Source organism: Rhodococcus sp. NCIMB 12038, assembly GCF_002165735.1.
In the GTDB taxonomy this organism is placed as follows: domain Bacteria; phylum Actinomycetota; class Actinomycetes; order Mycobacteriales; family Mycobacteriaceae; genus Rhodococcus_F.
Genome location: NZ_NHML01000022.1, coordinates 138,252 through 162,007 on the forward strand (window position 1 = coordinate 138,252; position 23,756 = coordinate 162,007).

The 23,756-nt window shown below is 61.1% G+C and carries 18 protein-coding genes and 2 pseudogenes; 6 read left to right on the forward strand and 14 right to left on the reverse strand.

Annotated elements, in window-relative coordinates; genetic code table 11:
* The first annotated feature begins 32 nt into the window (after positions 1–32).
* A complete protein-coding gene (locus CA951_RS29625; protein WP_179220347.1) occupies positions 33–260 on the forward strand; it encodes a DUF3263 domain-containing protein in 228 nt (75 codons plus the stop codon).
* Between the two features lie 292 nt (positions 261–552).
* Here the strand turns inward: CA951_RS29625 and CA951_RS29630 are convergent, their stop codons facing one another.
* Complete coding sequence (locus tag CA951_RS29630) at positions 553–2,211, reverse strand: class I adenylate-forming enzyme family protein (protein WP_087560240.1); 1,659 nt, start codon at positions 2,209–2,211, stop codon at positions 553–555.
* A 151-nt stretch (positions 2,212–2,362) separates the two neighbouring features.
* Between CA951_RS29630 and CA951_RS29635 the strand changes: the two genes are divergently transcribed.
* Complete coding sequence (locus CA951_RS29635; protein ID WP_256974139.1) at positions 2,363–3,046, forward strand: TetR/AcrR family transcriptional regulator; 684 nt, start codon at positions 2,363–2,365, stop codon at positions 3,044–3,046.
* Here CA951_RS29635 and CA951_RS29640 read toward each other — a convergent pair.
* From CA951_RS29640 to CA951_RS29660, 5 genes are all read right to left on the reverse strand, one after another.
* A protein-coding gene (locus tag CA951_RS29640; RefSeq protein WP_256973187.1) for an IS5 family transposase occupies positions 3,043–3,961 on the reverse strand; the annotation gives its coding sequence in 2 pieces (ribosomal slippage) (positions 3,043–3,600 and positions 3,602–3,961; 918 coding nt in all). The genes CA951_RS29635 and CA951_RS29640 overlap by 4 nt on opposite strands.
* A gap of 173 nt (positions 3,962–4,134) precedes the next feature.
* Entirely contained in the window at positions 4,135–4,971 is an 837-nt protein-coding gene (locus CA951_RS29645; protein WP_087560242.1) for a mycofactocin-coupled SDR family oxidoreductase, read from the reverse strand.
* 181 nt (positions 4,972–5,152) lie between these two features.
* Positions 5,153–6,397 (reverse strand): CaiB/BaiF CoA-transferase family protein, encoded by a 1,245-nt coding sequence (locus tag CA951_RS29650; RefSeq protein WP_087560243.1) that lies wholly within the window; start codon positions 6,395–6,397, stop codon positions 5,153–5,155.
* Entirely contained in the window at positions 6,394–8,790 is a 2,397-nt protein-coding gene (locus CA951_RS29655) for a CoA transferase (protein ID WP_087560244.1), read from the reverse strand. Before CA951_RS29655 ends, CA951_RS29650 begins: the two co-directional genes overlap by 4 nt.
* Positions 8,791–8,951: 161 nt before the next feature.
* A complete protein-coding gene (locus CA951_RS29660) occupies positions 8,952–10,226 on the reverse strand; it encodes an amidohydrolase family protein (RefSeq protein ID WP_179220348.1) in 1,275 nt (424 codons plus the stop codon).
* Positions 10,227–10,686: 460 nt separating this feature from the next.
* On the opposite strand from CA951_RS29660, the gene CA951_RS45225 reads away from it, so the two are divergent.
* Entirely contained in the window at positions 10,687–11,529 is an 843-nt protein-coding gene (locus CA951_RS45225) for an alpha/beta hydrolase (RefSeq protein WP_087560246.1), read from the forward strand.
* A 185-nt stretch (positions 11,530–11,714) separates the two neighbouring features.
* Here CA951_RS45225 and CA951_RS29670 read toward each other — a convergent pair.
* From CA951_RS29670 to CA951_RS29690, 5 genes and pseudogenes are all read right to left on the reverse strand, one after another.
* Positions 11,715–12,591 (reverse strand): annotated as a pseudogene (locus CA951_RS29670) (IS5 family transposase).
* A gap of 590 nt (positions 12,592–13,181) precedes the next feature.
* Positions 13,182–13,452, reverse strand: a pseudogene (locus CA951_RS44540) (GTP cyclohydrolase I); the annotation flags it as partial.
* A 128-nt stretch (positions 13,453–13,580) separates the two neighbouring features.
* Positions 13,581–14,393 carry a mycofactocin-coupled SDR family oxidoreductase gene (locus CA951_RS29680; RefSeq protein ID WP_087560247.1) on the reverse strand — a complete coding sequence of 271 codons (813 nt, stop codon included), beginning with the start codon at positions 14,391–14,393 and terminating at the stop codon, positions 13,581–13,583.
* Between the two features lie 101 nt (positions 14,394–14,494).
* Entirely contained in the window at positions 14,495–15,022 is a 528-nt protein-coding gene (locus CA951_RS29685; protein WP_087560248.1) for a DoxX family protein, read from the reverse strand.
* A 911-nt stretch (positions 15,023–15,933) separates the two neighbouring features.
* On the reverse strand, positions 15,934–16,998 hold the full coding sequence (locus CA951_RS29690; RefSeq protein ID WP_087560249.1) for a 2,3-butanediol dehydrogenase: 1,065 nt from the start codon (positions 16,996–16,998) through the stop codon (positions 15,934–15,936).
* A gap of 1,224 nt (positions 16,999–18,222) precedes the next feature.
* Here CA951_RS29690 and CA951_RS29695 point away from each other — a divergent pair.
* Complete coding sequence (locus tag CA951_RS29695) at positions 18,223–18,444, forward strand: transposase (RefSeq protein ID WP_373414530.1); 222 nt, start codon at positions 18,223–18,225, stop codon at positions 18,442–18,444.
* 779 nt (positions 18,445–19,223) lie between these two features.
* Here the strand turns inward: CA951_RS29695 and CA951_RS29700 are convergent.
* Entirely contained in the window at positions 19,224–19,478 is a 255-nt protein-coding gene (locus CA951_RS29700; protein ID WP_179220350.1) for a hypothetical protein, read from the reverse strand.
* A gap of 552 nt (positions 19,479–20,030) precedes the next feature.
* Between CA951_RS29700 and CA951_RS44545 the strand changes: the two genes are divergently transcribed.
* Entirely contained in the window at positions 20,031–20,162 is a 132-nt protein-coding gene (locus tag CA951_RS44545) for a hypothetical protein (protein ID WP_256974140.1), read from the forward strand.
* Positions 20,163–20,370: 208 nt separating this feature from the next.
* On the opposite strand, the gene CA951_RS29705 is transcribed toward CA951_RS44545, so the two are convergent.
* Entirely contained in the window at positions 20,371–21,327 is a 957-nt protein-coding gene (locus CA951_RS29705) for a zinc-binding dehydrogenase (protein ID WP_256974141.1), read from the reverse strand.
* Positions 21,328–21,914: 587 nt separating this feature from the next.
* Here CA951_RS29705 and CA951_RS29710 point away from each other — a divergent pair.
* Complete coding sequence (locus CA951_RS29710) at positions 21,915–22,322, forward strand: hypothetical protein (RefSeq protein ID WP_087560252.1); 408 nt, start codon at positions 21,915–21,917, stop codon at positions 22,320–22,322.
* 225 nt (positions 22,323–22,547) lie between these two features.
* Here CA951_RS29710 and CA951_RS29715 read toward each other — a convergent pair.
* A partial coding sequence (locus CA951_RS29715) for a LuxR family transcriptional regulator (RefSeq protein ID WP_143543109.1) occupies positions 22,548–23,756 on the reverse strand: 1,209 nt, incomplete at its 5' end.

A 23,756-nucleotide genomic window follows, 5' to 3' on the forward strand; every position in this document is an offset into this window, starting at 1 on the left:
ACAGAATGCATCTGAAGAATCGGAAATCGCACGTGCTCGCAGACACCAATGACCGTTTCGACCGCCAGATGCTGGAATTCGCGCTGCGCTGGCATCCTTACGGCGGAGGCTCGAGCAGGCTGATTTTCGAGGAATTCGGCATGGATGCACCAACCTACTTCAGCAAACTCGCACGGATACTCGATGCGGACCGGTCCATCACGTCCGAGAAGACGCGCGCAGCGATCAGAGGTGTGTGCGCGGTGCGTCTACATAGGTGAGCAAACCACCGCGAGCGCCGCACCACGCCGCCCTTCGTCGAGGAAACCGAGGTCGGCAGGGCGCTCGTCCTCCACGGCAGCGTGGAGTTGACGGCGAATGCGGGAATGCTGTGGGAGAGAACATCGCACACGAGTCTCTCCGACTTCCATTCCCCAACCTGGTCGCTGCGACGTTGCTGTCCCTCAACCGAACACGTCGGAACCTAGCGAGACGGCGCCAAAGTGCGACAGACTCGCCGCTGGACGGTATGGGCGATTGCCAACGTTGAACTGGAGATTGGCGCAAGTCCCACTACCGTGCGTCCATTTCGGTTGTCAGTTCCGCGAGACGAACCTGCAGTTGACGCTTGTTGATCTTGGTTGCGGACATCGGCCACTCATGGGGGCAAAGGAAGTACACAGCGCGGGGTATCTTGAAATTACTGATCCTTCCCTGACAGAACTCGATCAGGTCATCCGCTCGAAGGGTGTGACCCGCACGGATCTCGACAAATGCCACTGGAACCTCGTCGAGCCGCTCATCGGGGCGTCCGATGACAGCGGCGGTTTTCACGGCAGGATGCTCGCAGAGAAAAGCTTCGACCTCGATGGCGGCGACGTTCTCTCCACCTACTTTGAGCATGTCCTTGAGGCGTCCGTGGAAGACCAGACAGCCGGACTCCCTGCGGCTGTACAGGTCGCCGGTGTGGAGCCATCGGCCTGCGTCGAGTGCCTCGGCGGTCTTGACTGGATCCTTGTAGTAGCCATCGGTGACACAATAGCCACGCACCAGGATCTCCCCGGGCACGTCGGTGGGCTGCTCGGCGCCGGTATCAGGGTCGATGATGCGTACCTCGATCCCCGGTGCCGGCTTTCCCTGTGCTCCAGATCGGTCGGCGACGGTCTCCGACCGCTCGCTCAGGGCGTAGATGCCCGCGGTTTCCGTCATTCCGCAGGCTGCCACCAACTCGGCGGCCGGAAACATCCGCTGCACCTGCTCGATGAGAACGTGCGGCCCGATCAGAAACAAATAGCGCAAAGAGGCGAATTCCTCGGCATCGAACCTCGGATGATCCATCAGAGCCTGAATCGAGGCGGGGAACCACGGCCAGGCGGTCGTGGGGCGTTCGCGTGCAATCAGCTCGAGTGCCCGCCCGGGCTCGAAGTAGATGTCGGTCAGGTACGTACCGCCCGCCCCAATGGCTCCCAACAAGGGTGCGAGAGCCGCTATGTGGAAGAGCGGTCCAGCCGCCCAGCTGATATGACGCCCGTCGGTCGTCAGCCGCTTCGCGGCACGATCGACCGGACCACGAGTCAACGCCTCATGTGAGAGCATGCAGCCCTTGGGGTGTGCTGTGGTCCCGGATGTATAGAGGATCGCCGCGGTGTCACGGACGCGCACACGCAGCCGCTGTTGATGCACGTCATCGCAGGTCTGACGGCCGGCGAGATGGTCGAACTCTGATCGCCCGATGAAGCCGGCCTTGTCCTCGCCCCGCATGAGCACGGCGCCCCGCAACATTGGGGCCTCGGGGAGCGCGAGCCGTGACGTAGACGCCGCCCCCGACAATGACGGGATAGCGTCGTGGATCAGGTCCACGAAGTCGACGTACTCATCGGCCTCTGCCAGCGTGAGAAGCACTTTGAGATCGGCATGTTCGACGATGTACGCGAGCTCGGCTGCCTTGTGCCGGGCGTTGAGCGGAACCACGACACTGCCGATCAAGGCGGCGCCGAAGAAACCCTCCACGAATTCGATGCCATTCGGGGCGAGGAGTCCGACGTGGTCACCGGGCTGCACGCCGAGCGCGAGCAGGCCCCTGGCAACACCGGTGGCACGGTCGAGGACCTCTGCGTAGGTGTAGCGGTTGTCGGGAAAGACGATTAGGTCCTGATCGGGATGACGGTGGGCACCGCGGACCAAGAGGTCTCCGACGGGTGCGACCTCGCACCAATCGCCGTCGTACGTCATGGACCCTCACTCGTGGAACTAGTGTGGAGCTGTAGCAGCCAAAGCGGTGGTGGTACCGACGTTATGCGACGGAGCCAAATCTGTCAACGTTGAAGTTGATTGACGTCAACGTTGATAGCAGTTCGGGCGGGAAACGCGTACCATTCCATGAGTGCCCAGAACCACAGTGACTACCAGCAGCGGGATGAGTCGGCGCCGGCGTAGCGCGCAGAACGAAAGTAGTCCCAACTACCAGGCAAAACGCCGCGAGTTGTTGCGGGATGCCGCCATCGTGTTCCAGGAGAAGGGCTACGAAGCCGCGACGTTGAACGACATCGCGGAACGGTTCGGCACCGACCGCGCTTCCATCTACTACTACTTCGCCAGCAAGAAAGAGCTCTTTCAGGCGCTCTTCCACGATGTGGTCAGCGGCGTCCTCGATGAGAACATCACGGCTGCGGAGGCCGTGCTGGCACTCGATCTATCCACCGCGGAGAAACTCCGCCGCCTCGTCGAACTCCAGCTGCTGTCATACGAGAACAACTATCCGTACGTCTACCTCTACATCCAGGAAGACATGGCGAAGCTAGAGTTCCAGTCGACGCCGTGGGCCAAGGACATGCTCCGGAAAACCAGGCGGTTCGAGAAGATCGTCTCCGATTTACTCGACGACCTCGTCGCCGAGGGAACCTTCCGCGGTGACATCCCCACGCCACTGATGGCCAAGGCGTTGTTCGGGATGATCAACTGGACCCACCGGTGGTTGAAGCCGGGGCCGCGCAAGGTCAATGCCAAACAGACCATCGACGCCTTCTGCAGCCTCTTCTTCGAGGGTGCGTTGAACCCCGACGCTTAGGACATGTCTCCCAATAGTTTGAGCCATTCGACGATGCCGGCGAGGAGGAATCCTGCCCGGTAAGTCAGGGCAAGCTTGTCGTACCGGGTTGCCACCGCTCGCCACTGTTTTACCTTGTTGAAGGCCCTTTCCACCACGTTGCGGCCCTTGTACGACTCGGCATCGAAGTTCGGTGGCCGCCCGCCCGCGCTGCCCTTGTTCTTGCGGTTGGCCACCTGATCGGACTTCTCGGGAATGACCGCCTTGATGCCCTTGCTGCGTAGCAGTTCTCGATTGGCCTTGGATGTGTACGCCTTGTCGGCACGGACCTCGTCCGGGCGCGTGCGGGGTGCGCCGCCACCGATGCGCGGCACGCAGATGCCGTCGAGGAGTGGGCCGAACATCGGGCTGTCGCCGGCCTGGCCAGGACCCACCAGCACCGACAACGGACGTCCGTCGCCATCGCACGCCAGGTGAACTTTGCAGGTCAACCCGCCGCGGGACCGGCCGATGCCGTGATCGACCGGTTCGTCAAGCAGATTTGTGTAATTCGGCAGATCCCCCTGTGTCACGCGCGGCGTTGGCGCCGTGCTGGTGCACCCGCACCACGGTGGAATCCACCGACACCGCCCAATCCAGGTCGCCACCGGCATCGGCCATCGCGGCCAGGGCCATGAGTACCCGATCCCATGTTCCATCCCCGGCGTAGCGTCGATGCCGCTTCCACACCGTCTTCCAGGGGCCGAAATGCGCAGGTAGATCCCGCCACGGGAGCCCGGTACGCAGCCGGTAGAGCATCCCCTCCACCACGAGCCGGTTATTCTGGAACTTCCGCCCCCGCAGCCCATCCGAACTGGGTAACAGCATCGCAAGCAACGCCCACTGCTTCTCGGTCAACACTTGATATCGATCCGTCACCTCTGTCACAGCAAACATGCTGCCGCACAACATCCCAAATCATTGGGAGACACGCCCTAACCCATCCCACTCTTGATCTCGTCCGCCCTTCTGATTCTTCCCGAAAGTTTATGCGCGATGAACAGTGATTTTCGAACATGCAACTAGCCTGTCGGAGATGGCAATTGTAAACAAAGGATCGACCGCGTCCGCTACTTGAGCGCTCCGCCCGCGTCGACCGGGAGGGTAACTCCTGTCACGTAACGGCTCTCATCCGACGCCAGCCACATCACGGCGTTGGTTATATCGTCGCACTCGACGAACGGAACGGGAAGCATGTTGAGGAAGCTGAGACTGCGTTTCACATCATCTTCACTGGGATCGTCGATACCAGGGCAGAAAGCGCGAGATACTGCGTCATTCATAATCATCGGAGTATTTACATTCGTCGGATGGACCGAGTTGACCCGGATGCTGAAGGGTGCGAGTTGTTGTGCGTATGACCGCATCAGGCCGACCACGCCATGCTTCGATTCCGAGTATCCACCTCCCGCGGAAAGCGGTCGGATTCCGGCTAGTGAACTAGTGACGATTATCGAACCGCCACCGGAGTCTATAAGAGCTTGACGACTTGCCTCAACGGTGCAAAAAGCTCCAGTGAGGTTGACATCGACAACCATTCGAAAATTCGCGACCCGCGCCGCAATGTCCGGCACATCCTCCAGTGGTCCGAAAACTCCGGCGTTCACAGACACAATGTCCAGCCGCCCGAAACGGCGCACACCTTCATCGACCACGCTCACGAGTTCGGCGACGTCGCGCACATCGGCCTCCCTGGCCACTACTCGGCCACCGGCACGCTCGATTGCATGCACGGTGTCCGAGAGATCGGCGGCAGAGGGCATCGTGTAAGGAACGTTGTCGATCTGCTTGCATATATCCACGATGATAATATCGGCGCCTTCCTCCGCCATGCGAATTGCGTGGTTTCTACCCTGGCCGCGTGCAGCCCCGGTAATGAACGCAACTTTTCCATCGAGTTTTCCCACAAGACCCTCCAGAGTGACGAAGTAGATTATCTGTGCTCATAGGGATGCAGTCCGGACGGCCACCGCACGGTAGAGATACTCGGCTGAACCGCCTCTGCAGGTGGATTGTTTAGTGCAACAGGGATCGACGCAACAATTTGAGGTATCGCCGTCAAACCCGCACTGGCACAAACCAATTAGTTCACCGAGACCGCTCACGGACCCGGAGTGCGTTCAGTATTTCCTCGGTGTGCTCGCCCAGGTACGGCGCGGGAGGTACTAGAGGTAGTCCGGGGATCGAGTGGATGGGCACGCCTGGGACCGTCGGGGCACCGTCGTGGTCCGGGAGCCATCTCGCTCTCGCCACGAAGTGTTCATCGTCCAACAAGCGCGCTGCCTCATTGACCGGCGTGCAGGGAAATCCATATTCGCGGGCGAGTTCGACCCAGTACGCGGAGGATTCACTAGCAAAGATCGTCGACAATTCGGCGCGGACGTCGTCGCGGCCGTACAGCCAGTCGACCTCACGGTCAGTCGGAAACTCTTTGATGAGTTCAGGCCGTTGCACCGCAACGGTGAACCGTTCGAACAGTCTTCGTTCCATTGCCTGGAGCAGAATATGTCCATCGGTCGTCCGGTAATACTGGACCAGGCACGACGCGGCAAAGAGATCATCTACGGCGCCTGTGGCTGACAGTTCATCGTCCCGAAACGGGACATTCTCAGACGACAGCGCCCGCCCACGCAGCTTTGCCAGGTCCGTTGTGGCGCGGGCATAGGCCGCAGTATCAGCCTGCGCGACATCGAGATATGTTCCCGATCCCGTGTCGCGGGCGTGCAGAACGGCCGCCAAGGCAGCGATTCCGGCATGGAGCGCACCGGTGTAAACCCCAACACCGACATGCGCTGGACGCGGGATTCGCGGCCGGCCTTCATCGTCTATCTCTGGCGGGTTGACGCCGGCGTAGGCGTCGAAAGCCGGTCCGTGACTAGGCAGATCACGATACGGGCCGGTGTTCCCGAAACCGGACAAACACACGAAGACGATCGATGGGTTGACCTCGCGGAGGCGTTGGTAGCCGAGCTCTTTCCGGTCGAGGTATCCAGGGCGACGCCCCTCGATCACTACATCCGCGCTCGCTACCAGGTCGAGAAAGTCTCGCTTGCCCGACTGTTCGTCGAGGTCGAGCACGACGCTCTTCTTGCCTCGGTTCCACAGTTGGTGCATGTCGGACGCGTCCTGATTCGGTCTGCGCATCACCGACCGCACGTAGTCACCCGCGCCTGACTCGATCTTGATCACCTCCGCGCCCAGTTCGGCAAGATACCCACCGAGCGCACTCGGTGCAAGAATTGCGACCTCGATTACGCGGAGACCACCGAGGAGCGTATGAGGGGGTGGCACGATTGCACCTCCACCGTCGATCACCACACGTTCCCCGGTCATCTGGTTCCGTCCATTTGGAGGTGGGCTATCCCTGTGCCCAAGGGGTGACGCCGCTCTGTCGCTGCTCGTTTGACGACTTTCGCGGCCTCGAGTGCATCGACCTGCGCCGGCTCGTACCCGAGGGAGTAAAGGATCGAGTCCGTGTGTTCGCCGACTTCGCAGGGCAGCCCGTGTGCGCGTTCCGAACCCGTGACACGCACTCGCGGCTGCAGGCGCCAGTAGCTTCCGAAGGCTGGGTGTTCGGCACTTTCGAGCAGTCCGGAATGGACGAGGAACTCTTCAAGGGTTCTTTCGGCAGCCGATGCGATCGCGAGGTCGTGCTGTTGCCCGAGCGATTCCCACGTTGCTGCCGTGTTCGTTTTGAAGCGGTCTTCCAGGAGCCACTGGAGCATGCGATCGTTCTCCAGGCGTGTCGATGGGTCCTTGAACCTCCGGTCTTCGGACCACTCGTCGGCGCCGACTAGCGCGATGAGCGATGGCCAGTCAGCGTCGTCGACGGAGAGCATGATCCAGCCCTCCGCACATTCATAGAGTCTGCGAAAGGCGCTGTACCCGAGCTGGTCTTGCGTGAGCTGGGGCCGTGGGGGCTGGCCGATGTATGACTCCATGCGCGCCGAGTGCACCCAACCCGCGCTGACGAGCATGCTGGTTTCCAGGTACTGTCCAACGCCGTAGCGCTCACGCGCTAACAGCCCGAGGGCGAGGGCGACGCCCGTTGCCAGACCGGAGCAGGGGTCTGCGTACGAGTCGTTCACCGGTGGGTTTGACTTGCCGGCTTGCAGGATGCCGCCGCCGCATAGTGCATTCGGAGTTGAATGGAATGCCGCGCGGTGCGATTCCGGACCGTTGCTCCCATAGGATGCGCCGTAGAGGTAGACGAGGTCGGGGCGAATTTTGCATGCTTCGTCGTATCCGAACCCCAGTTTTTCGGGTACGCCTGGTCGAAAATTGTGGATGAGCGCGTCGCTTTGCTCGATCAGCTGGTGCAGTATCGCCCGGCCTTGGTCAGTCTTTAAGTCGAGCGCGATACTTTCTTTGCCGTTTGCGATATGCACGAATTCCAAACCGCTGCTCCTGAATGGGTCACCGTCGATCGGCTCGACCTTGATCACGCGAGCACCGAGTTCTGCGAGGAGTGTCGGGCCGAGTGGGGCTGCGAGGAAGGAGGCGACTTCCAAGATGGTGTACCCGTCGAGTGGCAGTCGGGTGGTGGGCTCGGCCGACTGCAACGATTCGGATCGCGGCTCCCAGCCCGTCCAGTCCCGGGCTGAGTTCAGCGACGGGGCGGGACCCGAAACGTGGGCAGGAGTGGCTGTGGCTTTCACCAACGGGCCGAGCTGCAGGATCGGGCCGAGCTCCGGGTCGTCGATGGTAATGAGCCGGTCGTTCTCTACCAACTGGGGGTGCCGCAAAAACTCGTCCTCGGTCAAGAAGGGGTCTGCCCCGATATCGAGATTGCGGAATATGTCCATCCACTCGGCTTGCGACTTCGTGCGCATCCGTTCGCGCACTCGCTGTTCCCACTCGTCGGCGTCCGCATGTGACTTGACCGCGAGAGGTAGTCCGCTCCATCTGTCCGTCTCGAGTTCGTCGCCGAGCCCGATGCAACTCATCCAGTTACGATAAAGGTGTGGCTGGCGGCAGCACATCTGAATGTATCGATTGTCCGACGTTTCGACGGCAAGAAAGCACAGGCGGATTCCGCGCATGAGGATCGGAATTGTGCCGTCGCCTCTTGACCGAACCGGGATGACGTCGTCGCCTCGCCGCTCGAAGGCTAAACGCATCGTCGCAGCCGATACTCCGTCGAGGAGACTGGTGGATACGGCCCGCCCGAGTCCTGTTCGTTCTCGCTGCAAAAGCGAAGAGACAATTCCCTGCAGCGCCAATGTTGCGCACCCGTATGTACTCGTGGGAGCCGCGAGGTAGATCGGGTGATCGATGTCTTCGTGCGCTCCGCTGAGCGGGTCGTTGGCCATCAGGCGTCCGACCTTTGCCATTACGATTTCGTCTTTGTGCCCGAACGACTCGAGTGTGGTCGCTTCACCGAAGCCGGTCAGACTGCAGTGCACGAGCCGCGGGTTTCGTGCTCGAGTCGAATCGGGATCGAGGCCCAGCTGCTCACTTCTCGAACTGAGCGACTCTATGAAAACATCCGCGTCGTCAACGAGCTCGGTGATTCGCCGTTGACCGGAGGCCGAGTCGAGGTTGGCAATTAGACTGCGTTTACCGCGGTTCCAGAAGTTGAACCCTGGACGTCCGCGCTCGCTGTCCCCGGATTCGGTTTCGATCTTCACAACATCGGCGCCGAAGTCCGCCAACACTGCGGACGTCATCGACAGCATCCCCTCGGTTAGATCCACGACTCGCAGACCTTCGAAAATGCTTTGCATACTTTTCCTCCTTAGAGATTCGCCGACGATGCCGTTGATGCTGACGGATCGATTAACCGTGCCTGGCGCGGCGACCGTTGCGGTTGGCCGGGTATCTGTAGTCCGGATCCCGGCTGCTGTCCCGCGGTGTGGACGGCAGTCGGGGATCGAACTCTCGATCGCTACTTGGTGAGCGCCGGGATGTCGATGCCGTAGAGCTCTGCTGCGTTATCCTGCAGGATCCGACGACGGCTGTAGTCATCGAGTCCACCAAGGACGCGGTCGAAGTGGCCTTTGGCATTGGGGTAGAGACACGTCGGGTGGGGAATGTCGGTCTCGACCAGGATGTTCTTGGCTCCGATATCTTCGACGAGCTTTTGTGGCGCCGAAGATTCGAACCAGAACATCACGTACAGGTGGTCACGGAAGTACTCGGTCGGACGACGCTTCTGCAGCGACATCTCGTCGTTTGTCGTAACCATCTCGTCGAGCTGGTACTCGAGCGCTTCGAGCAAGAACGGCACCCAGCCGATACCGCTTTCGGCTGAGACGACCTTCAGGTTGGGGTATCGATCGAACAGGTTGCTCATGCAGAGATTGGTGACGATTCGAACGTTGCTCATGTACATCTGGGTCGCCATCACTGCCATCCATCGCTGCGGCCCGAAGCTTCGCCAGCTCGGCGATGCAACCTTCTTGCCGGTTAGCGTCGTGGCGGTTGGAGTCGGAGACTTGCCGGCTCGTTGTTCGCGCATGGTCTTGCGGAGGTCGAGCACCTCTTCCTTGGTGCCGCCTGCTCCGATATGAAAGTTCGCCACTGTATTGGTGGAGTTGAACACGTCCCACATCGGGTCGAAGTACGGTTCCGGCAGTTCCGGGAGGTCCAGCAGTTCGGGTTTGTCGGACAACGTGAACCCGGTGATGCCTTGGTCGATCATGCGGGTCATCTCCTTGACCGTCAGATCCATGTCCCAAATCGGAAGCATCGCTTGCGGTAGAAGTCGGTTGTTCGATTCGTGCTGCACTTCGACGAGGAAGTCGTTGTACGTTTTGAGGATCAGACTGCGCTGATCGAGGTCCGGCACCGCGAATATGTGATTGGACGAGAACCCCACGCCGTTGGGGTAGAGAACCTGGGCGAGAACGCCTTGATCGTCGAGAACCTCTAGGCGTTCGCGAGTCGACCATGCTGACTGATGAATCTCCTCGAAGGGTTGGAGCGAGTTCGTTCCCAACACCTTCTTCGGTCCGTGTCCGATCGTGTTGCCGCCGATACTTGCCCACATCTCACCATCGATGTACCACGCAGTGAAACCGTCACGCGTTTCCATCTGCGGCATCTTCGATTTCATCGACGCCGGGACACGCGACGTCCACAAATCGGACGGTTCGGTGAGGTGTGCGTCGCAGTCGATGATCTTCACGTCATCGGTCGTCGACGTCAGAGTGTCGGTCATTGATAGTCCTCTCGTTTTGATCCGCTCGGCGATTCCGCTTTTGTGTCGGAGTTCGCTGCAGGTGCCGGATAGGCGACACCGGGAGCGGGCAACCATGTACAGGTTTTCGCATCCAACAATGTACGGGTATCGGCGTTCTGTCAAGGGGTGTTTGTTGCCGCCGTCACGGCGAACACGTGACGCTAGGTTCATACATGTACCTGGTTTAGTTGACTTCGCGCACGAAACGGGCCATAGTGCAGTGATTCAGACCAAATAGCGGTCCGGTAGACTCCTCTGGTCCCGCACAGACCCGGTAGGCGCAAAAGTCCCGTGAACGAGTTCATCGCCGGGCGCAAATTCGCGCTACCGCGAACAAGATCGACCCTGGCGAGGCGATACTGAAGACGGCCGGAGGCGATGTCGCCAGTGCCACACCCGGACTTGGTCGCCGACTCGAATCAGAGGTGAACTGACGTTGATGTGCGCCATCGAACACATCGAACTTCGTTGGGAGCGGGTGGACGGCAGTTGGGTGGCAGGCAGCGCCTACCTTCCGCCAGCCCCCCGCGCTGTGGTTGTCTGCTTTCCCGGAGGACGATTGGATCGGTCCTACTGGGATCTGCAGGTCAGTGGCGATGAGACCCGCTCATACAGCTTTTCGCACTTCGCTGCGATGGCCGGAGTAGCAGTCATCACGATTGATCATCTCGGAACAGGCGACAGCGCGAGGGAGGTTCTCGATCTGTCGCCCTCCGCCGTCGCACAGGCGAATGCAGAGGCAACGGCATCATTTGTCGACCAACTCGGATTAGCCGATGTGCCGGCGGCAGGGGTGGGCCATTCAATGGGGGCCGCTCTGCTTCTTCGGCAGCAAATGATTTCCCCATTCCCGCGATTGGCTCTTCTCGGCTACCCGTCTCGAGAGTTAGTTATGTGGCGCCCAGGAGGCAGCCGTTGGTTATTGACCGACAGCGACGCCGACTATTCGCGACATGATCTCGCTTACACGAATGTCGGTCCACGCCTCGAAGGTCCGCTTCTAACGGCCGTGCGCAATGCGACTACGCCGGTACCCGACGAGTTGGGCAGTTGGGTTAGCCGCCCGGGGGCGGTCGCCGAACAGATCCGAGCTTTGGACGTTCCGGTCTTTCTAGGGTTCGGGGAACGCGATGTTGTGCGTGACCCGTGGGAGGAGCCGAGTGCATATGTAAACGCTCCCCAGGTACAGCTCGAGATTCTCGAGGATTCGCACCACTGCCACAATTTGTCACCGGCGAGACGCAGTCTGTGGCAAGCATTGATTGTGTGGGTTTCGACTTAACGCAAGGTGAAAGATTTGTCGAATAGCGGCGAGTCAGCGTTGTTCCGCTATGCCGACACCTGGTTCAACCCGCGCAGGATCCAGGCCGTTCTCGCGGGTCTGTCACCGGACGAGTACGGACTCCCCCACCCCCAACCACGACCGCGCCGATCGTGAGGAGGCAGATATCGTCTAGAGCGTGTCTGCTATTTGCGGGCACGGTGATGGATGACGAGCGCAGCGAGGAGTACGCCACCGAGGTAGGTGGTGGCGTACTTGTCGTAGCGAGTGGCGATTCCACGCCATTGCTTGAGACGCCCGAAACCACGCTCGACGGTGTTGCGTTCGCGGTACCGGTCCTTATCGAATGCCGGCGGTCGACCCCCGTCCGGCCCCTTGGCCTTGCGACGAAAGGATCTGGTCACTGCGTTCGGGGATGGTGTGCGAGATTCTGTGTTTCCGCAGGTGCTTTCGGGTGCTCGGGTGCGAGTACGCCTTGTCGGCCAGCAGCCGGAACGCTTCGGTGTCGTGGGCACGGTGCGCTTCGAGCAGCGGCGCCAGTTGGGGGTTGTCGCCCGCATGACCGGGCGAGAGCAGAAGCGTCAACGGGCAACAGAACGTTCGGTGAGGGCGTGGATCTTGGTGCTCAGCCCGCCGCGGGAGCGGCCGAGTCCGTGGTCGGCGGGTTCGTTGGCCAGATTCTTGTCATTCGACCGAGCCCCCTGTGTGCGCATCGGTCAGGGCGCCGGCCGAGTGCTGGTGCGCGCGGACGATGGTCGAGTCGATCGACAGCAGACGTTCGAGCTGTCCTTCTCGTTCGGGTGCTGCCGCCCCCACCGCGGGAAACATCCGAACGGAGGTGCCGTCGTCCGACCAGCGGCGATGACGTTCCCAGATCGACTGCCACGGGCCGAATTGGTCGGGCAGATCGCGCCACGGTGACCCGGTTCGGAACCGCCAGGCGATCCCATCCAGGGTCAAACGATGGTCATTCCACCGACGCCCACGACGGCCCGACAGCGCAGGAAGGACGGGTTCGATCACAGTCCACAGGTCATCGGAAATCTCGTTGGCACGCAACACACGGACAGTCTCGAGCATTCAACCGCCAATATTTGGCAGACACGCTCTAAGCAGAGCACACCGGAGCCAGAGAGAAAAGTCTCCGGAGAAGCGGGAATGTCACTCGCTACCCATGCCAGTGCAGTCGACCTACCAGAGCAGGTCAGCGAACATTTTCCCATCCACGGGGGCGAGCGAGGCCCACCTGGATTGCCACGACGACCATCCGGGGTGCTGCGGTCGGTGCGCCCCCACCGCCACCAGGGCGGGAGTAGCCGCTCCAGTGAGGCCGGGTTATCTCGGTGGCAGGTCGAACAGGTTCAACTGCGGATTGGTATTCGACGACGTGGCCATCTCAATCTTCATCCTGCGGTCCTGCAGAGCGTGGAAACCGACCCGGCGATACTACCTGCCGCGTGAGTGACTGTGGCGCTACGAAATTGCGATGGTGAGTGGCAAATATCTACCGGACGGCTCCGAAGCGTCACAATTTCTTCCCGACTTTGACTCACCTTTCGGGGCAATTTGTCAAACCAGTCTGATTGGGCTCAGCCGGTGGTTCGTCGGGGGTAGTTGTTTATCGGCGAAGAGTCTGACCGAGGGGCTCGGCGCGAAACTAGGTGGTGTTCGCACGTCGAGTAGGTCCGATTGCCTCGTACAAGAGCATGTCCCGGTGACCCTCGTCGAGCGTTGTATCGAGCACTGAATCGGGATCGGTGTGAAGACCGCGAACATCCCATCGCGATCTGGATCGTCGCCGACAGCTATCAACAGCTCGCGAAAAGCAGCCTCGGCTCGGATCGTGTCGTAATCATTCTGGGCTACGCTCTGCGATGCGCCGGTAGGCGGTCTTTCGTTCAACCGGCCGACGCCGGTGTGCATGGACCTACCTCCTGGTTTGCGGTGGGGTCCGAGTCCTTGGGAGATGTCTCGCTTCGGAACTCAGTGGACCCGCAACGGGTGAGCGGAAACCACGAAACAATTCTCCTGCATGACCACAGAGATCGAGATCAGATGCGTGTGCAGCCGTGATCGACGGTGAACTGTGCGGCCGTAATGGTGCGCGAATCGTCGCTCGCCAGGAACAGAACAGCATTGGCAATGTCGTCCGGGGTGCTGCTCGAGGGTTCGTACAGGATTTGACTCATTGCGTTCATGTAGGAAGGGTTGTCGGCGAATACCTTTTTACCATCCTCACCGAAGGCACCCATCGGGGTGTCAACGGCCCATGGGTGCAACGAATTGACCCGAATACGGTACGGGCCAAGTTCCATGGCCGCGGATTTCACCAGCCCCGTGACGCCGTGCTTAGCGGCGGTGTAATGAGATTGACCGGGCAGGGCTTGAAGCCCTGCACTTGAGCTCGTAGCGATGATCGATCCGCCGTTACCTGCCTCGATCATGTGAGGGATGGCTGCGCGGAGGGTGTTAAACACACCCGTGAGGTTGATGTCGATCATATCCGTCCAACGTTCGATATCCATCTCCCACAACCGGCCCCAAGACACGACGCCCGCGTTTGCGACCACTATGTCTAGCCGGCCGAACTGTCGCACACCTTCGTCGACGATGTTCGTGAGGCCAGCGAGGTCACGAACATCGGTTTCCGATGCCAAGATACGCCGTCCGGTATTCTCGACCAGGCGGACCGTCTCAGCGAGATCGTCCGCCGTGGCCTCCGGGTAGTCCGTGTGGGTCGGCCTTTTACAGAGGTCCAGCGCGATTATGTCTGCGCCTTCCTTTGCCAGCTTCACCGCTTCGGCGCGACCTTGGCCACGCGCAGCTCCTGTCACGAACGCCACCCGTCCGCCAAGCTTTCCCATTTTGGGATCCTCTCGTATATATTTTGTGCAGCAGTTCAATTCATGAGCGCCTCTGCGCGCCGGTGACTGTGTATACCTCCGGCCCCGAGACTATGCTGCTGTCAGGCGGAGGGTGCGGACCTAGGTGGACGCCAAAACGCGGCCAGATGGGATTCCGCGAAGATCAGCCCGACCGCCGCAGTGATGACAAGGGCACGCGCCCCGCTCAGCGTGCGGTCAATTCCCAGAGCGTGGTCGACACTGACACGGCCGGGCCCCATCCCGGCAACGGCAACGGCTGCAGCGGCTACGGAGGCAACGTACTCCCAGCCCTCGTCGGTTATGAAGAAGCCGTTGGGCACGTGCACCGACCGCGCAGCTACTGCCATAGTGCCGACGACAGCCGCAGCGGCGACCGGCGTTGCAGCACCGGCTATCAGCAGAGCACCCGCCCCGACCTCAACTGCCGCACTCGCTTGCGCTTGGAGTTTGGGCCGTTCAAATCCTAGGGATCGGAACCAGCCCGCCGTTCCGTCGAGCGAGCGGGCATGCTTGGCACCATGCGCGACCATCGTGCCTCCGACAACGCCCCGCAACAACAATGCGGCCACCTCGAGGCCCGAGTTCCGGCGGCGGTCGGTAAAGCCCATAACGAAACTCCTTCAGTCCAGGTAGTTTGCTCAAAGTCGAGCGCAGCACAACGCATGCACGTCGTTTCGGCGCCAGGATCGTTCTGCTAGTTGTGAACTGGATCACCGGCAACCCTTACTTTGGAGCACTCCGACCCAATTGTCAAGTAAATCCTGTGCATGGAAAAGCTCTAGATATGCATGCCAAGGAGCGGATGGCGCCGTCAGCGTGCGTACACGTGGCCAGCGTGCGTACACGTGGCGAATATCATGTACAGGGATAGACTGGTGTGCCGGGACGGGGGTGCGCGATCACCAAGCCACGAACAGAGACTACTTCCGTTGCAATGTGGTCCGGACGGGTGGCCGCGTGCCGGCCACAGATCAGCCGACGCACTAAGTAATTCGGCGACGCCGACAAACCTGATGCGGGGACGGCGGGCTCCATGGCCGCGGGCTGTTTCCGCCTTGTCGATCCGTTGCCAGCTGCGATAGTCGATGTAGTTGGGCTCGCCTCGCGTCACCAAGTTGCCGAACGCTCGATCGGCGACGGGCTCGGCAAGACTGTCCGCCAAAAAATCCTGAACCAGGTTGTCGGACATCGTTGGTTCCGATGACTGCGGTCGGACCGCGCTTGGTCCAACCTGCGGTGTACACGCCGACCAAGGGCTGACCCGTGTCTGGGTCTATAACGTCGCCGGCCTCGTTTGGAATGATCCCGCGCTTAGCGTCGAAGGGGACGCCCGCACCGCGGTTCCCGCGGTATCCGAGCGATCACAGCACGAGACCAGTGGGAGTTCCGGGCCAACGCCGCGGCGGACTTGCGCCCGCGATTGCGGAGCAGGAGGACGAGCGGCGGTTGTGCTGGTTTTGCGGCTCCGGGCCGGGGAACTCCCTACGCGAGCTCCCCGAGCAGCGAAGGGCGCTAAGCCTTAGAAGGAGGGTGAAACGAGTATCTTCACCTCAGTCGTCCGCCCCTCTCCGAGAAGATGTTTGATTCCTGAGTCGAGCACGTCCGAGAGAGGAATTCGGCTACTGATAAGTGCGTCCGGTACTATTCGGCCGTCCACAACGGCATCGCGGACCTCGGCAAAGTCTTCGGCGGTGTAGGCGAAGCTACCGGTGAGCACCTTCTCCCTCATAAGGAAGGGCATCACGTCCAATGGGACGTCGCCATGGAAGTTTGCCAAGATCACTGCGCTGCCCGCAGCGCTGAGCGAATCGATCGCCGGTTGCAAGGTGTTCTTGCCTATGCCGGATGCGTCGAATGAGACATCCACACCGCGCCCACCTGTCGCTTCGCGGACTGCAGCGACGACCTCAGCCTCGCGCGGGTCGATAACCAGCTGGGCGCCGAAATCCCGGGCGAGTTGTTTGCGCGCCTCACTGAGTTCGCTGACAATGATTTTCGAAACGCCCTGGGCTCTGAGGGCAAGCACCACGCTCAAGCCGATCGGTCCGGCGCCAACGACGAACGCGGTGCCGTCTGTTGGAATCTTCGCCAACTTGACCGCGTGCCAGGCCACGGCAAGAGGTTCGATCAATGCGGCTGCTTGCGCACTGAAGTCCTGAGGGAGTACATAAGCATGGTCAGCGGGCACCACGACACTTTCGCTGAAACCTCCTCCCCCACCGTTGATCCCGATAAATGCGTAGTTGTCGCACATGTTCGGATGCCCCGCCCGGCAGGTGGGGCATGTTCCATCGGCGAAATTCGGACGAACTGCCACCAGGTCACCTACTTGCACGGATGTGACATCCTCAGCAATTTCACTGACGTACCCAGAGAACTCGTGCCCGAGGGCGTGAGGACCACTCTCCTGCATGATTGGGTTCTGATAGTCAAGCGGGACTGGTGCTGTCTCGAACAACGCCAGATCTGACCCGCAGATACCGGCCCACGCAACCTTGACTTTCACCGCTCCTTGACGCAGTTCCGGTTCAGGGATCTCCTCCAACCGGGCGTCATGCTCACTGTGTAAGCGCAGAGTAAGCATTCTCTGTCACAACCTTTCTCGATATCGACGCTCATCAAACGCGATGTGAATACACATTGCGTCAAATTCGCGCATTCAGGGGAACTGTTCGGGACGTGGTTCTCAGACTGCACTGCGCGGCCTCGTGTTGGCGCGGGTCGCTCGGCCGTGCTGGTTCGTCCTGTGGGTTGTCAGTCTGCGGGAATTGGACCCGTCCGTCGAACAAGCAGGCCAAGCGGGAAGACCCGCCCTTGGCTGACCGAACCGAACAGAGCGAGTATCTACTCCGAGGAATCGCAAATTCAGGGCTTCACATTCACCTTCTGCACCCCAACGCCCCAGGCCGTTAAGCCAGCACATGCAGGGTCCGTCCTTCGCCTCCTCAATCCATATAACAGCAGACCAATATGCCTGTCAGCTGCGAGCTTATGCAGTACAAAATACTTCTAAGACCGGCTGTAAACAGAGCCCTATTTGATCACCGGATTGACCACTGCTCGCGCCGGACGCGCTATCAACTTGACCGTGTCCCGTGGCCATCTGTGCGACCTGCCAGTTTCGTGCGCCTTGATAAGGCGTGTGCCCAGCGGCGGCGCCACAACAGCGGCGGCTCATGGTTCGCTCGTTCCAGGCCTTCTCGGCTTGTTGTTCGGCGCGGCGTCAAGCCACGCAACAGGTACGTGATTCAGCGTCGACATTGAGGTCGAGACCGGCCGCGTCGTCCCGCAACGGTCCGACGGTTTCAGTGCACAATTTGAATTCCTGGGTCACCACCGCAGCCGCCGCGCTTCCGGTGGTGGATGGATCTGCCGGGGCTGTGCCTGCATCAATGCATCCAGTGCCTCGGACAGCACTCCGCTTTGCTGGCTCTGGCAGTCTGATACGGCCCCGGTCGGGCGGCTCGAGTTGGAGCCAGCCGACCCCTTATCCAGTGAGGGGTGTGACGGCTCGAAGTGGTTCTGGCCCAATTTCCGTTTGCGCCGTGAGGCGGTGGCCGGCCGCGCCGGAGCTCGACTGGCGACAGCACTGGGCGTGCATGTCGGACGCAGCACTGCCCGCCGTCGTTGCCAGTGGTCGTCTCGGCCGCCCGGGCCGCCGCCCCTTCGCTGGCCGGCGTGAACCCACATTACCCTGCTACGGATTGTCCGTGCGCTTCCGGACCCGCCGGCGGCAACAGTGGAGGTCCTTGGTGTCGACGACTTCGCCCTGCGCCGGCGGCACCGATATGGGACCGTCGTTATCGACATGGCCACACACCGACCCGTCGACGTCGTCGCCGGCCGGAAGGCCGATACCTTCGTCGACTGGCTGACGGCTCACCCGGGCACGACCGTGGTGTGCCGCAATCGCGCCGGCGCGTACGCCGAAGGGGCGCGCACCGGAGCCCCCGACGCGATCAAGGTCGCCGACCGCTGGCACCTATGGCACAGCCTGGCCGAAGCAGTAGCGAAAAGCGTTGCCGCCTAAGAGGGGTGTCTCGGCACGCCTGCCGCGGGCGATTCCGAACGCATCGTCGAACTGACCGCCGCGGAGGACCTCCGGCGGGCCGCCGAACAGGCGCACACCGCACGCCGCGAGGATTGCACCCTCGTCGCCCGCACCAAGAGACGCTACGAGGCGGTCGCAGCGCTCAGGGCCCAGGGCAAGGAATCAAACCGATCCAGCGGGAGCCCGGACTCGCCAAGGAAACCGCGCGACGGTACTGCCGCGCCGATAGCAGTCGACGAACTGCTGGCCACACCGCGGGCGGGCGGGCCGGCGCACCGTGTTGGACGAGCTTACCGAGCACCTGCACGCGCGATGGAACGACGGATACACAACACTCACCCTCTATTAGAAGATTCGGGCCTTCGGCTATTGCGGCAGCTACTCCACCGTCCGCAACTACCTCCGTCCATTCCGTCAGATCGGTGCCGCGCCACCGGCCAGACCGAAGATCCCGAAAGCTCGGAACATCACCTTGTGGATGCTGCACCATCCCGACAACCTCACTGACGGCGAGCAACTCGGACTCAAACAAGTCCTGGCCAGTTGCTCCCACCTCGAGACCACCGCCGCGCACGTCACCGCGTTCGCCGAGATGCTCACCGGCCGCCGCGGCGACCGTCTGGCCTCCTGGATGGCGGTCGTCGCGTTGGACGATCTGCCACAGCTGCACCGATTCGTCCGGGGAATCGAACGCGATTACGCCGGGGTTCGTAAACTGATCGCATCTGTCACACGCGCCGAGGCGGTCCTAACAGGACTCAGGACGGGTCGCCGGCGACGCCTGCACGCACGGGGACGGTGGTCTCGGCGGCTTCGGAGGCGTCCTCCGCCGAAGTTCGTCGCGCCAGGTAAACAACTGGGATTACGAGGACGCTGAGCACGACCAAGTACCACAGTGCCGCCCGGTAACTGCTCTCGGTCAGCACAGCTGCTCCGCCGGGGCCCGCCACCGCGCCACCGGCGAGAAGGACCGAGATCAGCTGGAGCCCGCCGGCCTGCCCAACCTGCTTCACGACCTGCTGCATTCCCGTCGCTTCGCTGATTCGCGACCCACGACAATTACCGACGACGATCGCCTACCCGTATGAACGCTCGTCATCGCACAATCACACCCGACATTCCGACAAACACGCGCACTCTATTCTCCTTCGTGTCAGTTTTGACATTTCCCAACACGCCAGAAACCCTCTGCAGCGTATTTTCCGAAGCGCCTGAGATTGATTCACACTGTGCAGAATTGTCTGGCTACCAGTGATTTTCTAAATGTAGGCGAGGTCACATCGGTCGAGTGGTTCAAGTAATAATTGGGGCCATGTTGTCGCGCGTTCCTCGCTGAAACCGGGGTGAGATGGGCGTGTTTCACCGTCGCGCGCCTCGTGGGGATCCCGCACCCGGCTCGGAAGAGTTCACGGGACGGGTGAAGTCGTTGAAGTCCCGGCCTGGTAACCAGTATCGCGGGAGCGCCCTCGGGACTGCCTCTGTCCGTGCTCGCTCGACGGGCACCCAATCTCGGCCAATACCACCGGATCGCGATCCGCCGGGGCCCGATGAAGACGCTGGTCTCCATGGAACACGCAATGCTCGTCGCCGCCTGGAACATGGTCCGAAGCGGTGACTTCTACCCCAAAGCCGGTGCCGACGATTTCATCGCCCGCAAGTCCGCCAAGGCCAAGGCGCGCGCGGTCGGCCAGCTCTGACCACTCACACCCACTACCCGACCCCGCATCACCGTTTCCAAATTTCATCATTCCCAACGAGATCGGCGGGTCACCCGCACTAGTCCTCACCGCTTGTGGCTACCTCCAATATCGGCGCCACAGCGGTCCCGGGGCAAGTAAGACGGAGCACGACCCAGAGCCGACGCTCGGTTCGCGTCCCTGCCCTGGCCGTGCCCCTCTTGTTCCGTCAGACGACGAGCTGAACCTTGATGTGCTTCCTCGCCCGGGCCGCTTCGAAGGCGGTCGTGATGTCGTAGAGCGGATACTCTGCGTCGAGCAGATGGTCGACGGGGATCGTCCCATCGCTGATCAACTTGATCGCTTCGTGGAAATGCGGCAGCCCCTTGATTCGCTGTGCGCCCTTGACGATCTCTATCGAGATCGGCCCCTTCCAGAACGCGTCTCCAAACGGAAACGGGGACGGCTCATACGACTCCGGGTAACCGAAGAACCCGATTCGGCCGTCCTCCCGCACCGCCTCGACCGACTGGGCCCGGGTCTCGTCGTATCCTGCCGCCTCCACCACGAGATCCGCGCCCAGCCCTCCGGTCAACTTTCTGGTCATCTCGACGACTGACTCCGCCGGCGCGAGAACCACCTCGGTCGCTCCGAGTTCACGCGCGACATCCAGGCGTGCCGGCTCCAGGTCGGAGACGATGACGGTCTCGAAGCCCCAAAGCTTGAGCAACTGTAGGAAGTTCAGACCGATCGAGCCCGCACCGATCAACGTTGCCACCTTCCCGGCCTCCCTGTCCCGCGGCCAGAACCGGTCCATCCCGTACAGGCACACGCCCAGCTGCTGGGCCATGATCATCCGGGCGAACGACTGATCCTCGGGCAGGGTCAATAACCAGTCCTCGGAAACGAGGGTGTACTCGGCGAAGGAGCCCACGTTGAGGATGAGCACGCGGTCCCCTACCTTGAACCGCTCGGACCGTGTCTCGACGACGGTCCCGACACCCTCATGGCCTGGACCGCCGGGCTCCGGCTTGGACTGATTGACCAAAAAGCCCAGACCGTCGTACACGGCGTGCAGGTCACTACCGCAGATCGCCCCGCGGTCCACCTTGACAAGTACGTCGCGCTCTCGAACCTCCGGGATCGGGTGCTCCTCGATCACCAGCTCGCCGGGACCGACCAGCATCGCGACCGATCGCATCGCAGGTGCGCTCACTTCTGCGTCCTTCCGTGCCGGCTGTGCCGTAACTCGTCATCGATGTGATCCGGACCTGACCCAACTTTGTCAACTGTCGGCACTGATAGATCTCCTTCTTTGCGGTGTATCGACTGGGATCGGCAGGTGCATTTCGCATTAGATGTGCGCTCGGTGCATATAAGGCAACCGCCGTCGAGATGCTGTGGTGCGGCGTTTACCCACTTCCGAGGTCTGCCTTGGCAGAAGGGAAATGTAAGTCGATATCGCGGCCTAGTGCCCTAATGCGCAAGGGTGGTTTCCACGCGGCGACTTCATAGTTCGATAGGCAGGGTTGTCATTGTTGCACCGTCCAGTGTGACTTGCATCATGCGAATGGATGAACTCTGACTGTCGTGATCCTCGTCTGTCAAGACGATAAGCGACTGGAGTTGAGTTCGGAGTTATTGGGGCCCTATTAGGTCACTCCCCCGCGAACAGCGGGGAGGCGGCGCTGATGTGGGAGATCGACACCGATCTCCTCCAGGTCTTTCTGTCTGGCCGGCCACCGATCCACCTGTTCAAGAAGAGAAAACGTCATGACGGCCATAGTCCCCGTCACCAACATTCACCGCGCGCACGCCGCCAACATTCTCAACGTCGCCGACCAGCTGCTTTTCGCTCAGAAGCGAGCCGTCACTCACATCGAGGTGGAAATTTTTGAAGACATCGATAACCTCCTCGGCACCGTCTCCCCCGGTCCTTACGCCTACACCCTGACCGCGGAAGCAAGAGACCACTGTGAGTTCAGACAACTACTCATTGAGACCAGGGAAGACTGTGCGGTTGTCACACCCTGCAGTATTCGGTCGGTCTGCCAATCGCTGGGGTGGCCTGTCGACGGCCACGGTGCCGTCGTGCATCGTATCCGGCCCCCTGGCGATATCATGTTCTCGGCACGATGCTGCGCCTCCGTGATGGTTGTGAATTCTTCACCCGCCCAGTAGTTGTCGCCGACATACTGCACGGCGCGTTCGAAGCGGGGTACGAATTTCACCTGGTCGATCTGTCCCGGTTCGCATAGATCGACGAGTAGATCGGCAACGGCGACGACGTAACGTGAGGACGGCGAGCCTCACATTCAGACCCGTGTCGCATTGTCGATCCTTAGCTGTGCCAACGTGATGTGGCTGGTGCGGCCACACCAAGTCGGACGTGGCACGACTGCGACCTTAGCGGTGAGTTTGTTCTGTAATCCACGCCGCGATCTGGGCCCGCGAGGTGAAGCCGAGTTTGGTGAGGACGTGTTCGACGTGTCCTTGCGCCGTCCGCTGTGATATCACCAGACGGTCCGCGATTTTCCGGTTCGTCAAGCCCTCCGCAACTAGTTCGGCGACCTGACGCTCCCGTTTAGTCAGATTGGTTGGCGCATCGGCCAATGACTTCGGTCTCGAAGTAGTGCCGAGGGCATAAGCGATGGCTGAGTCAAGGTCGAGAACCCGACCCTTCCGTAGTCCATCCTCGAATACCTTCAATCCCAAAGCACGTCGAACTGCCCGAATACAGTCCTCATGGTGCACGGCCCGATTGGGGAACATAACAGGCACGCAGCCGACCGAACGGGCCAGCTCATCTGCAGCTCCCATGAGGACGGCGGCGCGGCGAACGTCGTCTTGTGCGGTGATCCATGCCAGGAGCTCCAGGCAAGCCGCTGCGGTCATGCGATCAGAGAGCTGCTGAGACAGCTCGAGGCACTGCCCCAGAAGGGACGTTGCCCGCACACAGTCCCCTTGGATCCACACGGCCACGGCCATCGAGCACAGTGCCTGTGATCGATACACGACCTCCCCGCACGACTCAGTTATCGCCCGCACCTGCTCGTAGCATTTCAAAGCTTGGGCTGGGTCACCGCGCAGTTCGTAGGCCACGCCGAGACTGTCCAACGCAACGACCTGGAGAGCCGAAGTGTCTCGAGTTCGAAATGCCTCGACTGCATCCTCCAGGATTGGGCATGCCTGGAGTAGATCGTTGCTGAAGAGCGCGAGGATCCCCGCTGCGAGATTGATGAGATCTTGCGCGAGCGGATCCTGCAAATGTGGACCCAATCTGTGCCCCTCCGCCACCAGATCAGCTCCCTTTTCGAGGTCGCCTTGCACCACGGCCAACACGCTGTCAGCGAACAAGCCTTTAGCCCGGCCCAGTGTCGGTGTTCCAGCATCGACGGACAGCAAGCGGTCGAGCCACCGGCGACCTTCGCCCACAGAGCCTCGTGACAGCCAGTAGGGGTACAACGCCGCGGCGATCGTCAGTCCGGCTTCGGGATTGTCCGATACGCAGAACTCCATCGCCTCACGCAAGTTCGCTTGCTCCCGATCGAACTTGGCAATCCATTCGAGTTGCCGGGAGCTGATCCACTCCGCCTCGCCGGAGAGTGCAAGCCG